The sequence below is a fragment of the Cupriavidus sp. OV096 genome (assembly GCF_900115455.1).
Taxonomy (GTDB): Bacteria; Pseudomonadota; Gammaproteobacteria; order Burkholderiales; family Burkholderiaceae; genus Cupriavidus.
Genome location: NZ_FOWM01000009.1, coordinates 200,131 through 216,887, shown reverse-complemented (window position 1 = coordinate 216,887; position 16,757 = coordinate 200,131). Strand labels below are relative to the sequence as shown.

Below are 16,757 nucleotides of genomic sequence, written 5' to 3'. Positions count from 1 at the left end.
TGCCCGTAAGGCGGTGGCGCTGGCCGATGGCGCCTGAGCCGGGAGCAGGGTGGGACATTCCGTTCCCGCGATGGCGCGTTCCAGATCCAGCCGGTTGATCAGCCGTTGGCGCTTGACGTTCAAGGGCACCTTGGCCGGGCGCGGCGACTCGCCCGAGAGCGTGCGCGACGGCGCGCTCCAGTGCCGGCTGTCCCGCTCGGCCTGGACCGTGGCGGCAATCGCGAGCACGTGCCCGAGCCGCTTGTTGTCCACGATCGCGCCCTGATCCACCTCCGGCAACCGGTCATAGGTGGTGTAGGGCAGGGCAGCGCCATCGGCCCATAGCTCGACCCGGCCATCGGGGTACTCCGCCACCTCGATATAGCGGTGGATCAGCCGGCGATGTTCAGGCAGGTCCTCGATCAGGTACATGACCTTCGCATACTGCAGTGTGAGGCTCTGCGAGACCTTGCGCCATTCGCGCCAGCTGAAGATCCGTTCCAGGTCCTCGTCACCGCGCAGCGGCCGATGGGCATCGAAGTCGCTGCGCGGCACCTTGGCGAAGCGCGCGTTGAAGTCAGCCATGAAGGCCGGCGCGTAGGCGTTGGCGGCTTCCATGCTGGAAATCTCCCGCAGCCGCAATTCCTTGACCAACCGGTCCTGCAGCGTGCCGTTCATTCGCTCGACGCGGCCCTTGGCCTGGCTCGTGTTGGCGCACAGGATGTCGATGTTCAGCTCGAAGAGGGCGCGCCCGAACTGCGTATAGCCGCGGCCTTCGGCATTCTCCTGTCGGTTGACGCGGAAGACGCCAGCCTTGTCGGAATAGAACGCCATCGGCTTGCCGTGCCGTTCGATATAGGCCCGGGTGGCGGCAAAGTAGGCTGGCGTCGATTCGGTCGGCACGAACAGCAGCTGCATCAGCCGGCCGGTGGCGTCGTCGACGTAGACCAGCAGCGTGCACGCCGCCGCCCGGTCCTCGAACCAGTGATGATCGCTGCCATCGATCTGCACCAGCTCGCCCAGGCAGGCGCGGCGGTTCCTCGGCTGGTGGACCTTGGGCGGGCGCAGCTTCCTCGGCACCCAGAAGCCGGCGTCGATCATGATCCGGCGGACGCACGCGGAGGAGATATCAATGCCGTGGCGCTCGCGCAGCTTCTCGGCGGCCAGGGTCGGCCCAAAGTCGGCGTAGCTGTCGCGGACGAGGCCGCGGACACGAGATTCCAGGCCGGGAGGCAACTGGCGATTGCTGGAACGTCCGCGCTTGCGCGATACCAGCCCGCTTGGCCCGTCCTCCAGGAGCCGCAAGACCAGCCGTCTGACATGCCGGGCACTGACGCCCAGACGTTCGGCTGCCCGCCAGCGCGCAAGGTGCCCATCGGCCACAGCCTGGATCACCTTCATGCGGTCAACTTCGCGCATGCTCATGGTCACCAATCCTTGTCTGTGCATGGCTGCCTCCCAAAGCGCCCGACGAAACTCGGAGCGTACGGGGAGGCAGCCTCAGGTGACATCTCTATTCGTCGCAAAGGTGACATTACTAATAACGGCCAACATCCCTTATACGCATAATGCGTATTATGTTAAATCAATGATCCGAGGCCGAAAGCCCTGCAGGCAGCCTTGCCCCGGCCATGCTGCGGCTGGCTACCTGCCTGTGTACCGTTCCAGCAGCTCCCGTTGCCCGGCTGGCACCTCGTAGGACATGCCGTACATCCCCAACTGCAGGCTCTTGGCAATGCGCAATGCCGGCCGCACGAACTCGGCTGCTATTGGTTTGTTGAAAGTGGCTTGTGCCGTGTCGATGAAGAGCTCGAGCCAGCGGTCGAAATGATGGCCCTCGATCCCCGCGAGCATCATATGGCGGGACAGGACATGGCCCCGGTAGCGCTTGCTCCCAAGGACAATGCTTGACCAGAACGTGTCCATCGTTGTGAGATGCTGGTCCCATCGGCCGGAGATGACTCGGTCGAAAAGCGGGCCGATACTCTCGTCGGCGCGAACCCGCACGTAGAAGGCACGGACAAATGCCGATATTTCGGCTTCGTCGGGCAGTTGCGCGCCTTGGGCCACGGCGTCGCTGGCGGTCTGAAGGTTATTCCCGGGCATCGTCATCCCTAAAAGATGCATCACGAATGCATCTTATCATCTATATAGTCGGGGCTGACGAATGCGCAGATAAACCCCTGCCCTTCGTCAGGTCTTCGCAGCTTGCCTCGAGACCTTGACGGGGATCCGCGCCAGCACAGACGCGGCAGCGTGCTCGTCCAGCACGCGCTGCATCATCTTCGGCTTGAGAATGAGATCTTCGAGCGTGTGTTCGTCCAACACCCGGAAGTATGCGTCCAGCGCCGCGTGCAGCACGCCGCGCAAGCCACATATCGGGGTGATGACACATTGATTGCCTTCCGCGTGGAAGCATTCGACCATCGCAAAATCACTCTCCATCGTGCGAATCACTTCGCCGACGTTGATCTTGGACGCGGGACGGTTGAGCTGGACGCCGCCGGAGCGGCCCCTGAGGGTATGCAGGAAACCCTCCTGCCCCAGCCGGTGCACGATCTTGATCAGGTGGTTCCTGGGAATGCTAAAGCTGTCCGCAATCCGCTGGATCGTCACCAGTTCGTCCGGGTGCGCAGCAATGTAGATTAACGTACGTAGTGCATAGTCGGTGTAGTCGGTCAGTCTCATCTTCGATCCCCACTCGCCTCCAGGACGGGACGCGTCAGTATATCTTACGCGCCAAATGCATCTTTTAGGGAATCGACCTCCGAGTCAGGTGGAATGCGGCCGCCAGGACCGCCGCATCCCACCACGATCAGAACTTGTACTTCACCCCCGCATACAACGCGCGTCCGACCCCTGGGTAGAAAACCGCCGTGTTGGCAGTGCGCGCATTCGCCACGGTGCCGAAGTCACTGACGTAGCGTTTGTCGGCCAGGTTGCGGGCGTCGAGGAACAGCGTGACGCCGCGCTGGAATTCGTAGCTGGCCTGGATGCCGAACAGCACGTAGGCCGGCACCTTCATCGTGTTGGCGTAGTCCACGTAGGCGCCGGTCGGCACCCAGTCGATCGTGCCCGCCACGCGCAGCGCGGAGCCCCTGTTGTAGGCCACGGTCGTGCGGAGCACATGCTGCGGCACGCCCGCGATGCGGTTGTTGCCGTAAACCGGATCGTTGTCGAAGCGGAAATCGCTGTAGTTCCACATTTGCGACAGCGTGAGCCGGTCGCCTGCGCCAATGATATTGCGCAGTATCTCGGCGCTGGCGCCCAGCTCCACGCCCTGCAGGATGGTCCGGTTGGCGTTGAACGTGGAGGCTGGCACGTCGGGGCTGACCGTGTACTGCAGCATCTGGTCGCGCACCAGCGAACGATAGAGTGTCAGGTCCCAGCCGAAGCGGTCCAGTTGCCCGCGCGTGCCCGCCTCCACCGTCCAGCCGCGCTGCTGCGCCAGTGGCACGAACTGGTTGGTCGCGCCGATGGTCTGGTTCAGGTCCGAGAAGTCCGGCACGTCGGCGCTGCGCGTGATGTCGACGAAGGCCTGCACGTCCTTGCGCGGCTCCCACAGCACGCCGAACTTCGGGTTCACGCCGCTGTAGGTGGCGCTGTCCGACTTGGCCGTTGGGCTGGCGGACAAGCCGCCGTAGTCCTGGTACTCCCGCCGGTTGCGGTACGCCTTCGCTCCCGCCATCAGCGCGACCGTAGGCCGCACGTACAGCCGGTCTTCGAGATAGGCCTCGTAGTTGAAGGCATCCTGCCGGGCGTTCAGCGTCTGTGCGCCGCGGTCGCCATTAACGTTGACGTATTGGCGGGCATTGTTGTTGCCACCAAAGAAGCGTGCCCCGGCGATCAACTGGTTGCGCATGCCGCCCAGCGTGAAGTTGCCGGTGTAGCGCGGCGCAAAGCCGTAGGTCCAGTAGTCCTGATCGATGACCTGAAAGATCGGGTGGTACAGGCTCTTGTGGATGATCCAGGTGCTGAAGTCCAGCTGGCCGTTGTCCAGCTTCACGCTGGTCACGTTGGCCAGCCGCTCGGTGCGCGTGTTACGTGCCTGGTCCCCTGCCAGCGCACTGGCGGACGCCTTGCGCGGATCGTTGAGCGCCTCATTGAGCGTGAGCGTGCCTGGCAGCAGCTGGTCGACCACGTAGGCCCCGAAGTAGAAACGCGTTTCCACGGCCGGGCTGAAGCGGTAGCCGAAGTTGGCGTTGAGCTGTTCGTACTGCCCGCGTTCGTGATTGCGGTAGCCCTCCGAGTGATTGACGCTGAGATTGGCGAGGAAGTCGAATGCGCCGATCTGTCGCGATACCTGGCCGCTGGCGCGCGCGGTGCCGAAGCTGCCACCGTCCACGCGCAGCATGTTTGGCGCATCCGCCGTCAGCGCGGTTGGCGTGGTGAAGTTGACGGCGCCGCCCAGCGTCGAGCTGCCGAATGCCAGCCCGTTGCCGCCCTTGTAGACCTCGGCCGCGGAAAGTCCGATGGGATCGATCTGGTAGTAGTCACCGCTGCCGTCCGCGAAGTTGGTCGGCACGCTGTCCTGCAGGATTTCCAGGCCACGCGTGTGGAAGCCGCGCGAGATGCCGGAGCCGCGGATCGACAGGCGCAGCTCCTGGCCGTAGCGCTCCTGTACGTAGACCCCGGGCGAGTCCTTGAGGACATCGCGCAGATTGCTGGCGTAGGTATCGGTGTAAGACTGCGCATCGACAAATCCGACCGACCCGGCCGATTGGAACAGCGTGTCACGCTGGCGGGCCACGCCGGGCACCGTGAGTGAACCCTCGGCTGGCGCCGCTGCGCTGACGGTGATGGTGGGCAGCGTGGGGAGTGGCGCGTCATTGGATGCCTGCGTGGCGTTGGTTTGCGCGATGGCCGCGCCGCTCAGCGCGAGCGTCTGTACGACTACAGCAATGGCGGTCTTGCGCCAGGCTTTTTCAGATCTCATTTTGTTCTCGTCTACGTTTCAGGTGCCGTGGTATGGACCCCGGGCAAGCAACGGAAGCATACGAAGCACGTATCGGCCTGCGCCATGCGACATGGCAGCGCACGGCATTGAAAAGGTCTATTGCGATGTCGGGCATCGATCAGGGCAGCAGATCCGCTATCGAGTAGCCATCGAGCACGGTGAGGTAGGCCACCAGCGCCCCACTCAGCGCCGCGTGACAATCGGCAACGCTCGAGACCACGCAAAATCCCCCGGCGCGAAAGCACGCCATCAAGTCCAACCTGTATTCCAAGACCCGGACCACGTCGCCCACAGTGATGGCCGATGCAGGACACGCCAGGCGTGTTCCACCGATACGCCCGCGCGCGGTGTCGAGGTAGCCAGCACGGCGCAGCGCGTGGACGATCTTGACGACGTGATTGAGCGGCAGCCCAATGGCGTCGGCGATGTTCCTCGCCGTCTGCGGCCTGCCATCGTTGCGCGCGAGATGGACCAGCGCATGCAGTCCGTACTCGGTATAGACGGTCAGGCGCATCACGCATTCCGGCAAGGCGGCACCGTCGGATGGCGGAAAAAGACAGCGACATAGGTATCCATTTGCTCGCAAGACTTCCCGATCCATGTTTCGATGAAGTCTATTAAAGATGCATAACCAATACAACATAAATGCTATGCATCGGATAAAGAGGCAAATTTCCGTTGCATGGAGGACGCGATAGTCCTCACGGGTGGTGTGGCTTAACCCGCTTTGCCGCATCTAAAGATGTATAGTGAATGCATCTTTAAAGGCGAAGGCCGGCCACTCAAACAATCGGGGGTACCAAGTTGAAGTCCTTACTTTCCGCAATCCTTGCCACATCGGCGCTTCTGACGGCGCACGGTGCTTGCGCGGCAACCCGGAACTTCGAGATGAACATCGAAGACACCCGGGTCACGTTGGTAGACAAGCAGCAATTCCATACGTTTGCATTCAACGGGCAGGTGCCAGGCCCGCTGTATGTGGTGGATGAAGGCGACGATGTCAACGTCACCGTCAACAACCTGACCGCCCTGCCCCACACCGTGCACTGGCACGGCATGTACCAGAAGAACTCCTGGAAGAACGACGGCGTGCCGGGTGTCACCCAGGAGGCCATCAAGCCCGGCGACTCTTTCAAGTATCAGTTCAAGGCGGCGCCGTCCGGCACCATGTGGTACCACTGCCACGTCAACGTCAATGAACACGTCGCCCTGCGCGGCATGTGGGGTCCGTTGATCGTCCGGCCGAAGAATCCGACCGCTCTGGAGAAGAAGGTCACCAAGGAATTCATCCTGATGTTCTCCGAGTGGGACTCCAAGTGGGCGGACAAGCCCGGCTTCGGCGGCCTGCCATCAGACAAGCCCGACTACTTCACGATCAACGGCAAGGCTTATCCGGACACCCAGCCCATCCGTATCGAGAAAGGCGACGTGGTCCGCCTGCGCCTGATTGGCGCTGGCGACGGCACGCACAGTTTCCACCTGCACGGGCACAGCTTCAAGATCGCCTTCAAGGATGGCTTCCCGCTGGCCAACCCCATCATGGCCGACACCGTGCTGTTCGGGCCCGGTGAGCGCTACGACCTGATCTTCGAAGCCGACAACCCTGGCCGCTGGATGGTTCACGACCACGTCGACTCCCATACCGTCAACGGCGATCGTCCGATGGGCGGAATCATGAGCGTCGTGGAGTATGCGGGCGTGCCTTCGGACCCCTGGTACGACTGGGCCGGCAAGAAGTACCAGCCCAACTTCTACTACGAGGAATCGCTGAAGAAGGGTCCCGGTCAGTACAGCAACGACTTGCTCAAGGGCAAGGCCGTCCAGTAATCGACCCAGGAACGATCTCGATGAACATCCCTCACCTCACGCGCCTTGCCGTGGCCGCCCTCGCCTTCACGGCGGCGGGCACCGCCGCCCAGGCGAAAACCGGGCAGGAAGTCCTGCAGGCGCAATGCGTGGCCTGCCACGCCGTCACGAAACCCCAGAAGCTCGATGTGGATCGTCTGTGGCAACGCAAGGGCCCGGACCTGTACTACGCGGGCGTCAAGTTCAACCAGCCATGGCTGGAGAAGTGGCTGCAGAGCCCGACCACCATCCGCCCCGCGGGGGTGATGGTGGCCCGGGCGGTCAAGGCCTCTGCCGACAAGGGGCCCGACACCATCGACCCCGCCGCGTTGAGCCCGCACCCGAAGCTGGACAAGGACGAGGCCGCCGCCGTAGCCGCCGAGTTGATGAAGCTCGGCGGCGATGCCGGCCTGGTGGAGAAAGGCGGCTTCAAGAACGATCCGCCCAACGCCTCCATGGCCAGCCTGCTGTTTGCCAAGCTGCGCGGCTGCGCCTCCTGCCATTCGGCCAAGCCGGGCAACGGCGGCAGCTCTGGGCCGGAGATGGTGGATGGTGGCGCGCGGCTGCAGCCGGACTACGTGGTCGCCTACATCAAGGATCCACAGAAATTCGACCCGCATGTCTGGATGCCGCGCCTCGACCTCAATGATGCCGATATCCAGAAGCTGGCCGGATACATCACCACGTTGAAGGGAGAGCCGAAATGAGGCGCCAGACGACTTTCCTGATGCTCGCGCCGCTGCTTGTGGCCGCTGGCATCAACCGTGCGCATGCCGACGACCAGTTCGCGCATTCCACACGGCTCTACAACACGTATTGCGTGCAGTGTCACGGTGTGAACCGTGACGGCAACGGTGTGAACAGCCGCGACATGGCGGTCAAGCCGCGCGATCACACCGACACCAAGGCTATGGGTGACACACCAGATGAAACGCTGTTGAAGGCGATCAAGGGAGGTGGTCTCGCTGTAGGGAAATCCGTTCTGATGCCGAAATGGGAGGGCCTGCTCACCGACGACGACATGAAGGAAATGGTCAGTTACCTGCGCTTCGTAAGCAAGACTGGCACCAAGTAATACGCAACCGAGGAAAAACAAGACAAATGAAAGCCCTTCCAACCCTGCTCTTTGCCGCCGCCGCTCTCCTGGCCGGCGTGCAGGCGCATGCGAAGACCGTCAAGGTCACGATGACAGCCAAGGAGATCGACCTGCCTATCGACAACAAGGGGACGATGTACCGCACCTGGACCTTCGACGGCCAGGTGCCGGGCACCGTGGTCCATGTCACCGAAGGCGACACGATCGAGTTCACACTGATCAACGACAAGGCGAACAAGAACTCGCACTCGATGGACTTTCACGCGGCACGCGTGGATGTCGTCAAGGACTTCGAGGCCGTGAAGCCGGGTGAAGAAGCCCACTACACGTTCACTGCCGACTACCCGGGGGTGTTCTTCTACCACTGCGGCGCGGACCCGATGATCCAGCATATCGCACGCGGCATGTACGGCACGATCATTGTGGATCCGAAGGATTCCAAGGCCATGCCGAAGGCGGATCGCGAGTATGTGCTGATCCAGTCCGAGCTGTACGCGAATCCGGACAACCAGGCGGACATGATGGCCAACAAGTGGACCAACGTCATGTTCAACGGCAGCATCTTCAAGTACGACCCGGTGCATGATCCGAGCGCCACCCGCGTGCTGCAAGCCAAGCCGGGCGAGCGCGTGCGCATTTACTTCGTCAACGCCGGTGTGAACGAGTTCTCGTCGCTCCACCCCATCGCGGGTATCTGGGATCGCGTCTACGGCAGCGGCAACCCCAAGAACGTCCACGTGGGCATGCAGAGCTTCGTGGTTGGGCCGGGCGATGCCGCCACGTTCGACCTGATCTCGCCGAAGGAAGGCGCCAACGCCATCGTGTCGCACTCGCTGCGTCAGGCGCTGTCGGGCGCCATCGCCATCATGCAGTTCTCCAATGATGCCGATCCGAAGGCCGGCAAGGGCGACAACATCCTCGTGAGGTAAGCAGCGCGGGGCTAACGGCTGGCCGAGGCGGGGACATCGTCGCGGCCGGCCACAGAGAGCAAGGTGAAAAACATGAAAGAAGGTGCGATGCTGGGCATCGGCGGCGCTACCGTGGCACTGCTGGCTGGTGTGGTGGGAATGGTGGCTTCGTACGACTACGTCAACGATCCACTGATCAGCCAGGCGCGGGCGGTGACCGCCGATGCTGGGGCGCATGCGGATGGCGGGCACGACCAGATGCACGGTCGACCTGAAGCCGGGAATGCACTGCTGACGGCGGCAACCAAGTCCGCCAGCGGCGTCACGCAGTACACCTGCCCCATGCATCCGAACATCGTCACGGCCCAGCCGGGCAGCTGCCCGATCTGCGGCATGCACCTGGTCAAGGCCGGCGCCACCCAGTCGATGCCGCAGCACCAGCACGCGCAGCAATCCGCTGCCGCCGCGCCGATTGCCGTGACCGTGGGCGATGCCGCCTACCGGCAGATGGGCATCGCGGTGGAGGTCGTCACGCACCGCCAGTTGAAGCCGGTCATCAACACCTATGCCGTGCTCGAATCCGACCAGGGACGTGCCACGTCCGCCACGCCGAAGTTCGAGGGCTGGATCAAGCGCCTGGGCGTCGCCGCAACCGGCGAGCGGGTGCGTCAGGGCCAGGTGCTTTACGAGATCTACTCCGCCGAGGCGCAACAGCGCCAGCGCGACTACCTCGACCTGCTGACCCGCCGCGACGGCCTGACCTCCGGCGGCATGGCCGCGCTGGAACAGAGCAACGCGATGCTCGGCAGTCTTGCGCGCGAAATTGCCCGCCAGCGGGACCGCCTGCGCGAAGCCGAGATTCCGCCGGCGGTCATGGCAAAGCTCGATACGGAGCGCCGCATTACCGAGGTCATTCCCGTGCTGGCGCAGCGCGACGGCATCGTTTCCGCCATCAATGTCAGGCCCGGCGGCTTTGCCGGACCCAGCCAGCCGGTGCTGACCTACGGCGACCCGCGCGGCACTAGCGCCACGCTGTCGCTCTATCCCGATCAACTGCCACTGCTTGCGCAGGGTGGCCAGCTCACGCTGACCTCGGACACCGTGCCCGGCTGGCGCGCCACCGCGCCGCTGCGTGCCACCACGGCGGAGGTGGACCCGGCCACCCGCAAGGCCCGTGTGCGCGTGACGCTCAACCAGGTGCCCGCCGCCCTCGTCGCCGGCACCTTCCTCCATGCCATCGTCGAGGTCGCGGGCGAGACCACGCTAACGGCACCGCGCGATGCCGTGCTGCGCACCGGCCACGGGAGCTTCGTCATGGTCGCGCTGGGCGAAGGACGTTTCGTGCCGACCGAGGTGCGGCTGGGCAAGGAAGACGCCGAGCGCGTTGAGATTGTCGACGGACTGGCCGAAGGCGCGGCAATCGCCGTGAACGGCCAGTTCCTGCTCGGTGCGGAGGCTTCTCTGGCGGCCACGCGCCAGCGCATGGGCGGCGGCGCGGCCGCGAAAGAGATCCTGTAACGACAAGGCAACAGCGCGGCGGCAGCGAATCCGCCCCAATGACATCGGCATGACGGAGAACATATCGTGATAGGACGCATCATCGACTGGTCCATAGCGCATCGCGCGGCCGTCCTGCTTGCCGCGGCGATGCTTTGCACGGCGGCCATCGTCTCGCTGCGCAGCTTGCCGCTCGATGCCCTGCCCGATCTCTCCGATACGCAGGTCATCGTCAAGACCGACTACACCGGGCAGCCGCCTCAGCTGGTCGAGGATCAGGTGACCTATCCGCTGGCCAGCGCGATGCTGTCCATTCCGGATGCCGACGCCGTGCGCGGCTTCTCCATGTACGGCCAGTCCTACCTGTACATCGTCTTTCGTGATGGCGTGGCACCTGCCGTGGCGCGTGCGCGCGTGACCGAGCAACTCAACCAGATCCGCGACCGCCTGCCCGCCGGCGTGTCGCCCACCTTGGGTCCGGATGCCTCGGGCGTGGGCTGGATCCTCGAATACGCGTTGGAGGACACATCCGGGCAGGTGCCGCCGGATCGGCTCAAGGCACTGCAGGACTACTATCTCGCGCCGGAACTCCGCGCCATCCCCGGCGTGGCGGAAATCGCGGGTGTGGGTGGCAAGGGTCGGCAGTACGAGATCCAGGTGGATCCGCAGCGGCTGGCATCGCTCGATCTCTCGATCGCGGATGTTGCCGGCGCCGTGCGCGAGAGCAACCAGGCCATCGAGGGCGGCGCGTTCGAGCTGGCGCGCTCGCGACTGGTGGTGCGCGCCAATGGCCTGCTGCGCAAGCCTGCCGACCTGGCCGAGATTCCCGTGGCGAACAGTGCAGACGGCGGCGCGATCCGGCTCCGGGATGTCGCCACCATCGCCACCGTGCCGCGCCCCACCGAGGGTGCCGTCGACGTGGACGGCCACGGCGATGCCGCCAGCGCCATTGTGGTCATGCGCCAGGGCCAGAACACCCTCGACACCATCGAGCGGGTCAAGACGCGCCTGGGCCAGTTGCAGGGCGGTCTGCCGGCGGGCGTGAAGGTGACCATCCAGTACGACCGCTCCTCGCTCATTCTGCGCGCCGTCGATACCCTGCGCACCAAACTGATCGAGGAATCGCTGGCCGTCGCGCTCGTCTGCCTGGTGTTCCTGCTGCACCTGCGCTCGTCGCTGACCGCCATCGTCACGCTGCCGGTCGGCATTCTCGGCGCCCTGCTCGTGCTGCGGTTGCAGGGCAGCACCGCCAACATCATGTCGCTGGGCGGCATCGCGATTGCCGTGGGGGCGATGGTGGACGCCGCCATCGTCATGGTGGAAAGCATGCACCGGCGCCTGGAAAAGGAACCCGACCCCGCACCCGCGCGCCGCTGGGAGATGGTGCGCGCCAGCGCGAACGAGGTGGGTCCCTCGCTGTTCCTCTCGCTGGTGGTGATCGCCGTGTCCTTCCTGCCGGTCTTCGCGCTGCAGGGGCAGGAAGCGAAGCTGTTCTTCCCGCTGGCCTTCACCAAGACCTATGCGATGGCCTTCGCGGCCGGGCTGGCCATCACGCTGACGCCGGTGCTGATGGGCTACGCGGTGCGCGGCAAGATCCGTGGCGAATCCCGCAACCCCGTCAGCCGTGTCCTGCGTGCCGTGTATGCGCCGCTGCTCTTCGGCACGCTGCGCCATGCCCGTCTGGCGCTGGTCGCCGGCCTCGCCCTGGTGCTGAGCGCCGCGTGGCCGCTCTACCGGCTGGGCAGCGAGTTCATGCCGCCCTTGGACGAAGGCGACCTGCTCTACATGCCGACCACGCTGCAATCGGTCTCCGCCGCCGAGGCGCAGCACATCCTGCAGATGACCAATCGCATGATCCTGCAGGTACCGGAGGTCGAGCACGTGTTCGGGAAGGTGGGCCGCTCGGACTCGGCCACTGATCCGGCGCCGCTGTCGATGATCGAGACCACTATCCGCCTGCATCCGCGCGACCAGTGGCGCCCCGGCACGTCGATCGAGGACGTGATCGCAAAGCTGGACGCCGCCGTGCGCGTGCCAGGCCTGACCAACTCCTGGGGCTATCCCATCCGCACGCGCATCGACATGGTGTCTACCGGCATCCGCAGCCAGCTCGCGCTCAAGGTCAGCGGGCCGACACTCGCGGGCATCGACACCATGGCCGGCGAGATCCAGGCCGTGCTCAACCGGGTGGAAGGCACGCGCTCGGTGTTTGCGGAGCGCGCGGGCAGCGGCCGTTATCTGGATATCGACATCGACCGCGCCGCGGCCGGGCGCCTCGGCATCCGCATCGCGGACATCCAGGGTGTGATCGAAGGCGCGCTCGGCGGCCAGCAGTTGACGGTGATGACCGACGGGCGGGAGCGCATCCCCGTGACGCTGCGGCTGCCGGCCTGGCAACGCGAGACGCCGGACGCCATCGGCGCGCTGCAGGTCAAGGCGCCATCCGGCGCGCTCGCGCCACTGCGCGATCTGGCGCACATCCGCATCAGCGATGGCCCCACCGAGATCAAGAGCGAGAACGCCAAGCTGATCGGCTACGTGTTCGTCGACGTGGCTGGCGCCGATATCGGCGGCTACTACCGCCGCGCCAGCGCCGCGCTGGCGGCGGCCGGCATCCACCAGCAGGGTTACACCGCCACCTGGACCGGGCAGTACCTGCAGTTCGAGAACGCGTCCGCCAACCTCGCACTGATCGGCATCGCCACGGCTGCGCTGGTGCTGGGCCTGCTCTACCTGCACTTCCGCAGCCTGCGGCGCGTGCTGCTGGTGCTGCTCTGCCTGCCCGCCGCCGTGGCCGGGGGCGTGTGGCTGGTGTGGTGGCTGGACTACCAGATGTCGGTCGCGGTTGTGATCGGCCTGATCGCGCTGGCCGGGGTGGCCACCGAGTTCGGCGTGGTCATGGTGCTCTACCTCGACCAGGCGGTCGGCCGCTGGCGGCATGATGGCGGGCACCTCGGCTCGGCGGGCTTCTACCGCGCCGTGGTGGGCGGCGCGCTGCTGCGGCTGCGGCCGAAGGCCATGACGGTTTCGGTGATCCTTGCCGGGCTGCTGCCGGTCATGCTGTCCGACGCCACGGGCGCTGACGTGATGAAGCGGATCGCCGCACCACTGCTGGGTGGGATGCTGTCGGCGCCGGTGTTCTCGCTGCTGCTGATGCCGGCGCTCTACGTCATGCTGTTCCGCGAGCGTGCCGCCCGCGCGCCGCGCCTCGGCACACTGGATAGGGAGGTACGGGTATGAGCACGAACGCCCCAACCCGGCCATCGGCCCACCCCGCACCCATCGCACTCGGGGAACGGGTGCGGAAGGCGGCCCGCGCGTTGTATCACCTGCTTGGCTCGATGCGCTTCGCCGTGGCGATCCTCGTCATCGTGGCGCTGGCGGCCTGCATCGGCAGCATCGTGCCGCAGAACGCCGGGCCGGCCGCCTATGTCTCCCAATACGGCACGACCTGGACGGCGGTGCTGGTGTTCCTCGGCATGACCGACGTCTACCACGCGAGCTGGTTCGGCGCGCTGCTGGTGGTCATGTCCACGTCGACGGCGATCTGCGTGGTGCGCAATACGCCCGCCATGCTCCGGCAGGTCTTCGATCGGCAGGATCAGGTGAACCGCAAGTTCGTCGAGACCCTGCCCTGCCGCGTGCGCTTCCGTCACGACGCAGGCGAGGCCGCACTGCTGGCCACCCTGATGCCGGCGCTGCGGCGCGAGCGCTTTCGTGTCGCCACACGGCGGACTGCCGATGGGGCGCTGCTGGTGGCGGCGCGGCGCGGTGGCGCGCGGCGCGTCGGCTATATCCTGACGCACGCCGCAATCGTCCTGATTACCGTGGCTGCGTTCCTTGACAGCGATCTCGCCGTGCGGGGCCGCGTGCTGGCCGGCCTCCAGCAGATCGAGACCCGCGACCTGCCCGTCGATGCCGTGCCGCCCAGCAGCGTGCTGCCGGCCGGCACGCTCAGCTATCGCGGCCAGCTCACCCTTGCCGAAGGTGAATCGGCCAGCAACGCCATCGTCCCCATCGGGGATGGCTATCTGGTCCAGCCGCTGCCGTTCACCGTGCGGCTGCACCGCTTCCACATCGAGCGCTATCCCAACGGCCAGCCCCGGGACTTCGTCAGCGACCTGGAGATCCAGTTGCCCGGGCAGCCGCCGACACGCCACGCGCTGCGCGTCAACCATCCGCTCGCCGAGCACGGCGTCACGCTCTACCAGTCCGGATTTGCCGATGGTGGCAGCACGCTGAACCTGCGCATGCTCTCCCGGACTGGCGCGGCGGTGCCGCTGGCGGCCACCGTGGGCAGCGATGTGCCGCTGCTGATCGATAACGCGCCCTGGACGTTCCAGGCGAGCGACCTGCGCATGGACAACATCCAGGACACCGGCAACGCGCCGGCACAGGGGCTGCTGCGCCGCTACCTCGAAGGCCGCTCCGGCACCGTCGCCGACCTGGGACCGACCATCGAATACGTGCTGCGCGACCCGGCTGGCCAGCCCCGCACCATGGTGACGTACCTGCGGCCGCTGACCTTTGGCGGCGACCGCTACTTCGTCAGCGGCGTGCGCCGGGCGGATGGCGAGGGCTACGAGTACATCCGCGTGCCTGTCGATGCGGACGGATCGGCGACCACGTTCGAGCGATTCGAGCGCCAGCTGCAGGATCCCGCCGCGCGGCAGCGTGCGGCGCGCCGGATACTGGCCAAGCCCTCCGCGGAAATGGCGGACGTGGCGGCCCGTGCGCTGGAGGTGTTCGCCCATGACGGCTCGCCCGGCATCGCCGCGCTGGTGGAAGCGACGGTGCCCGAGGCGGAACGGGGCGCAGCCACCACGCTGCTCTCCGGCCTGGTGGTGCGCGCCGCGCGCGCGCTGGCCGCCGAGGACGACGAGCAGGGTCCACAGGACGCCTCCGCCCGGCGCCGCCTGCAGGACCTGCTGAACGCCCACGACGACATGGTGGCCAGTGACGCGCCCGCGTGGGCGCTGGCCGGCACCGTCAGCCAGCGCGCCGCCTCCGGCCTGCAGGTCGCCCGGCGTGGTGGCGATGCGCTGTTGATCGTCAGCCTGTCGATGCTGGCCATCGGCGTGTGGCTGCTGTACGCGGTGCGCGAGCGGCGCCTCTGGCTGTGGTGGGACCCCGCCAGCCGCGTGGCGGTGGCCGGTCTGCGCGCCAATCGCAAGATGCCCGGGCTCGAAGCGGAACTGGCTGCATGGCTGGCGCCGCTCGGCCCCCTCCCGCCGGTGGACGCCGGCAACCGTGACTTATCGGAACCATCATGAAAACTGCCATTGCAGAGCCCGCCCCGGCGGGTGCCTCCGCCCCCGCCCTGAACGCCGCTGCGGTGGGAAACCCGCCACCGGCGGGCGCCCTCCCCGGCAAGCTGTTCGCCATCGCGCTGGCGGGCGGGGTCGCCGTCTGCTACGCACGCTGGTGGGCGGCCATGGACGGCTACGAGGTCGTGATCCTCGCGCTGGCCGCCGCCGGGCTGGTCTATGCCGGCAATGCGTGGCCGCCCCTGCGGGCGTTCATGGCCGGCACGGGTGCCGTGGCATCGCTGCTCTGCTGGCAGCTCGGCCGCGATATCGGCGGCGCCGTGGCCGTCGACAACCTCGCCAGCGGCCCGGTGAGTCAGCCGGTGTTGCTGGGCTCGGGCGCGCTGATCGGCGTTGCCACGCTGGCCTCCATCGCCGGCTGGGTAGGACAGCGGGCGCGCCTGGCCGCGATCGGCCGTGCTGCCACGTGGAGCGGGCTGGGGCTCGCGGCTGCGGCCTTCCTCACGCGCTGGTACGAGTCGTACCGCATCGGTGCCGGCATGGGCCACATACCGGTCAGCAATCTCTATGAGGTGTTTGTCGTCTTCATCATCCTGACCGGCCTGATGATGCTGTACATGGCGTCCCGCTATCGCGCGGCGGGGTTCACGGTGTTCACCCTGCCGCTGCTGTGCGCGGCCTACGCCTTCCTGTTCTGGTATGGCGGCGTGCGCGGCGCAGGCGCGATCACGCCGTTGATTCCGGCGCTGCAGTCGTACTGGATGAAGCTGCACGTGCCGGCGAACTTCCTCGCCTATGGCGCGTTCTCGATCGCAGCCATGCTCGGCGGCGCGCGCCTGCTGTCGGGACGGCGTTTCATGAGGTCGCGCATGCCGGATCCGGCATGGATCGACGAAGCGGTGTACCGCGCCATCGCGAGCGGCTTCGCCTGCTTCACGGTCGCCACGATCCTCGGCGCGCTGTGGGCGGCGGAAGCCTGGGGCGGCTATTGGTCATGGGACCCCAAGGAAACCTGGGCCCTGGCGGTCTGGCTGAACTACGCGGCGTGGCTGCACCTGCGCATGCTGGGCAAGGTGAGCGCGCCCGTGCTGGCGTGGTGGGCGGTGGCCGGCCTGTTCGTCACGCTCTTCGCCTTCCTTGGCGTCAACATGTACCTGGCTGGCCTGCACTCGTACGGTTCACTCTGAACGCGGCCGACGGTTACAAAG

Annotated in this window: 13 protein-coding genes; 8 read left to right on the top strand and 5 right to left on the bottom strand. The window is 66.0% G+C overall.

Features of this window, described 5'->3' with window-relative positions:
• From BM115_RS19830 to BM115_RS27345, 5 genes are all read right to left on the bottom strand, one after another.
• A partial coding sequence (locus tag BM115_RS19830; RefSeq protein WP_369825674.1) for an ISNCY family transposase occupies positions 1 to 1,428 on the bottom strand: 1,428 nt, incomplete at its 3' end.
• Between the two features lie 195 nt (positions 1,429 to 1,623).
• On the bottom strand, positions 1,624 to 2,091 hold the full coding sequence (locus BM115_RS19825) for a group III truncated hemoglobin (RefSeq protein WP_255370913.1): 468 nt from the start codon (positions 2,089 to 2,091) through the stop codon (positions 1,624 to 1,626).
• An 81-nt stretch (positions 2,092 to 2,172) separates the two neighbouring features.
• A complete protein-coding gene (locus BM115_RS19820) occupies positions 2,173 to 2,667 on the bottom strand; it encodes an RrF2 family transcriptional regulator (protein ID WP_092297930.1) in 495 nt (164 codons plus the stop codon).
• Positions 2,668 to 2,794: 127 nt separating this feature from the next.
• Complete coding sequence (locus tag BM115_RS19815) at positions 2,795 to 4,915, bottom strand: TonB-dependent receptor family protein (RefSeq protein WP_092297927.1); 2,121 nt, start codon at positions 4,913 to 4,915, stop codon at positions 2,795 to 2,797.
• Between the two features lie 139 nt (positions 4,916 to 5,054).
• On the bottom strand, positions 5,055 to 5,450 hold the full coding sequence (locus BM115_RS27345) for an RrF2 family transcriptional regulator (RefSeq protein ID WP_177219975.1): 396 nt from the start codon (positions 5,448 to 5,450) through the stop codon (positions 5,055 to 5,057).
• A gap of 374 nt (positions 5,451 to 5,824) precedes the next feature.
• On the opposite strand from BM115_RS27345, the gene BM115_RS19805 reads away from it, so the two are divergent.
• From BM115_RS19805 to ccsB, 8 genes are all read left to right on the top strand, one after another.
• Complete coding sequence (locus BM115_RS19805; RefSeq protein ID WP_092297921.1) at positions 5,825 to 6,763, top strand: multicopper oxidase domain-containing protein; 939 nt, start codon at positions 5,825 to 5,827, stop codon at positions 6,761 to 6,763.
• A gap of 20 nt (positions 6,764 to 6,783) precedes the next feature.
• Positions 6,784 to 7,488 carry a c-type cytochrome gene (locus BM115_RS19800; protein WP_092297918.1) on the top strand — a complete coding sequence of 235 codons (705 nt, stop codon included), beginning with the start codon at positions 6,784 to 6,786 and terminating at the stop codon, positions 7,486 to 7,488.
• Complete coding sequence (locus BM115_RS19795) at positions 7,485 to 7,856, top strand: c-type cytochrome (RefSeq protein ID WP_218158046.1); 372 nt, start codon at positions 7,485 to 7,487, stop codon at positions 7,854 to 7,856. The genes BM115_RS19800 and BM115_RS19795 overlap by 4 nt, the downstream gene beginning before the upstream one ends.
• A gap of 26 nt (positions 7,857 to 7,882) precedes the next feature.
• The gene (locus tag BM115_RS19790; RefSeq protein WP_092297915.1) at positions 7,883 to 8,806 is read left to right on the top strand and encodes a multicopper oxidase domain-containing protein; all 924 of its coding nucleotides are present in this window, start codon (positions 7,883 to 7,885) and stop codon (positions 8,804 to 8,806) included.
• Positions 8,807 to 8,878: 72 nt separating this feature from the next.
• Positions 8,879 to 10,303, top strand: coding sequence for a heavy metal-binding domain-containing protein (locus BM115_RS19785; RefSeq protein ID WP_092297912.1), 1,425 nt, complete (start codon positions 8,879 to 8,881; stop codon positions 10,301 to 10,303).
• Between the two features lie 66 nt (positions 10,304 to 10,369).
• A complete protein-coding gene (locus tag BM115_RS19780; RefSeq protein WP_143093921.1) occupies positions 10,370 to 13,522 on the top strand; it encodes an efflux RND transporter permease subunit in 3,153 nt (1,050 codons plus the stop codon).
• A complete protein-coding gene (locus tag BM115_RS19775; protein ID WP_092297909.1) occupies positions 13,519 to 15,555 on the top strand; it encodes a cytochrome c biogenesis protein ResB in 2,037 nt (678 codons plus the stop codon). Before BM115_RS19780 ends, BM115_RS19775 begins: the two co-directional genes overlap by 4 nt.
• The gene (ccsB, locus tag BM115_RS19770; protein WP_218158045.1) at positions 15,552 to 16,736 is read left to right on the top strand and encodes a c-type cytochrome biogenesis protein CcsB; all 1,185 of its coding nucleotides are present in this window, start codon (positions 15,552 to 15,554) and stop codon (positions 16,734 to 16,736) included. The genes BM115_RS19775 and ccsB overlap by 4 nt, the downstream gene beginning before the upstream one ends.
• The last annotated feature ends 21 nt before the right edge of the window (positions 16,737 to 16,757 follow it).

Coding starts and splice junctions, on each gene's coding strand:
- BM115_RS19825 (WP_255370913.1), bottom strand. CDS start 2,091: ATGACGATGCCCGGGAATAACCTTCAGACCGCCAGCGACGCCGTGGCC.
- BM115_RS19820 (WP_092297930.1), bottom strand. CDS start 2,667: ATGAGACTGACCGACTACACCGACTATGCACTACGTACGTTAATCTAC.
- BM115_RS19815 (WP_092297927.1), bottom strand. CDS start 4,915: ATGAGATCTGAAAAAGCCTGGCGCAAGACCGCCATTGCTGTAGTCGTA.
- BM115_RS27345 (WP_177219975.1), bottom strand. CDS start 5,450: ATGCGCCTGACCGTCTATACCGAGTACGGACTGCATGCGCTGGTCCAT.
- BM115_RS19805 (WP_092297921.1), top strand. CDS start 5,825: ATGAACATCGAAGACACCCGGGTCACGTTGGTAGACAAGCAGCAATTC.
- BM115_RS19800 (WP_092297918.1), top strand. CDS start 6,784: ATGAACATCCCTCACCTCACGCGCCTTGCCGTGGCCGCCCTCGCCTTC.
- BM115_RS19795 (WP_218158046.1), top strand. CDS start 7,485: ATGAGGCGCCAGACGACTTTCCTGATGCTCGCGCCGCTGCTTGTGGCC.
- BM115_RS19790 (WP_092297915.1), top strand. CDS start 7,883: ATGAAAGCCCTTCCAACCCTGCTCTTTGCCGCCGCCGCTCTCCTGGCC.
- BM115_RS19785 (WP_092297912.1), top strand. CDS start 8,879: ATGAAAGAAGGTGCGATGCTGGGCATCGGCGGCGCTACCGTGGCACTG.
- BM115_RS19775 (WP_092297909.1), top strand. CDS start 13,519: ATGAGCACGAACGCCCCAACCCGGCCATCGGCCCACCCCGCACCCATC.
- ccsB (WP_218158045.1), top strand. CDS start 15,552: ATGAAAACTGCCATTGCAGAGCCCGCCCCGGCGGGTGCCTCCGCCCCC.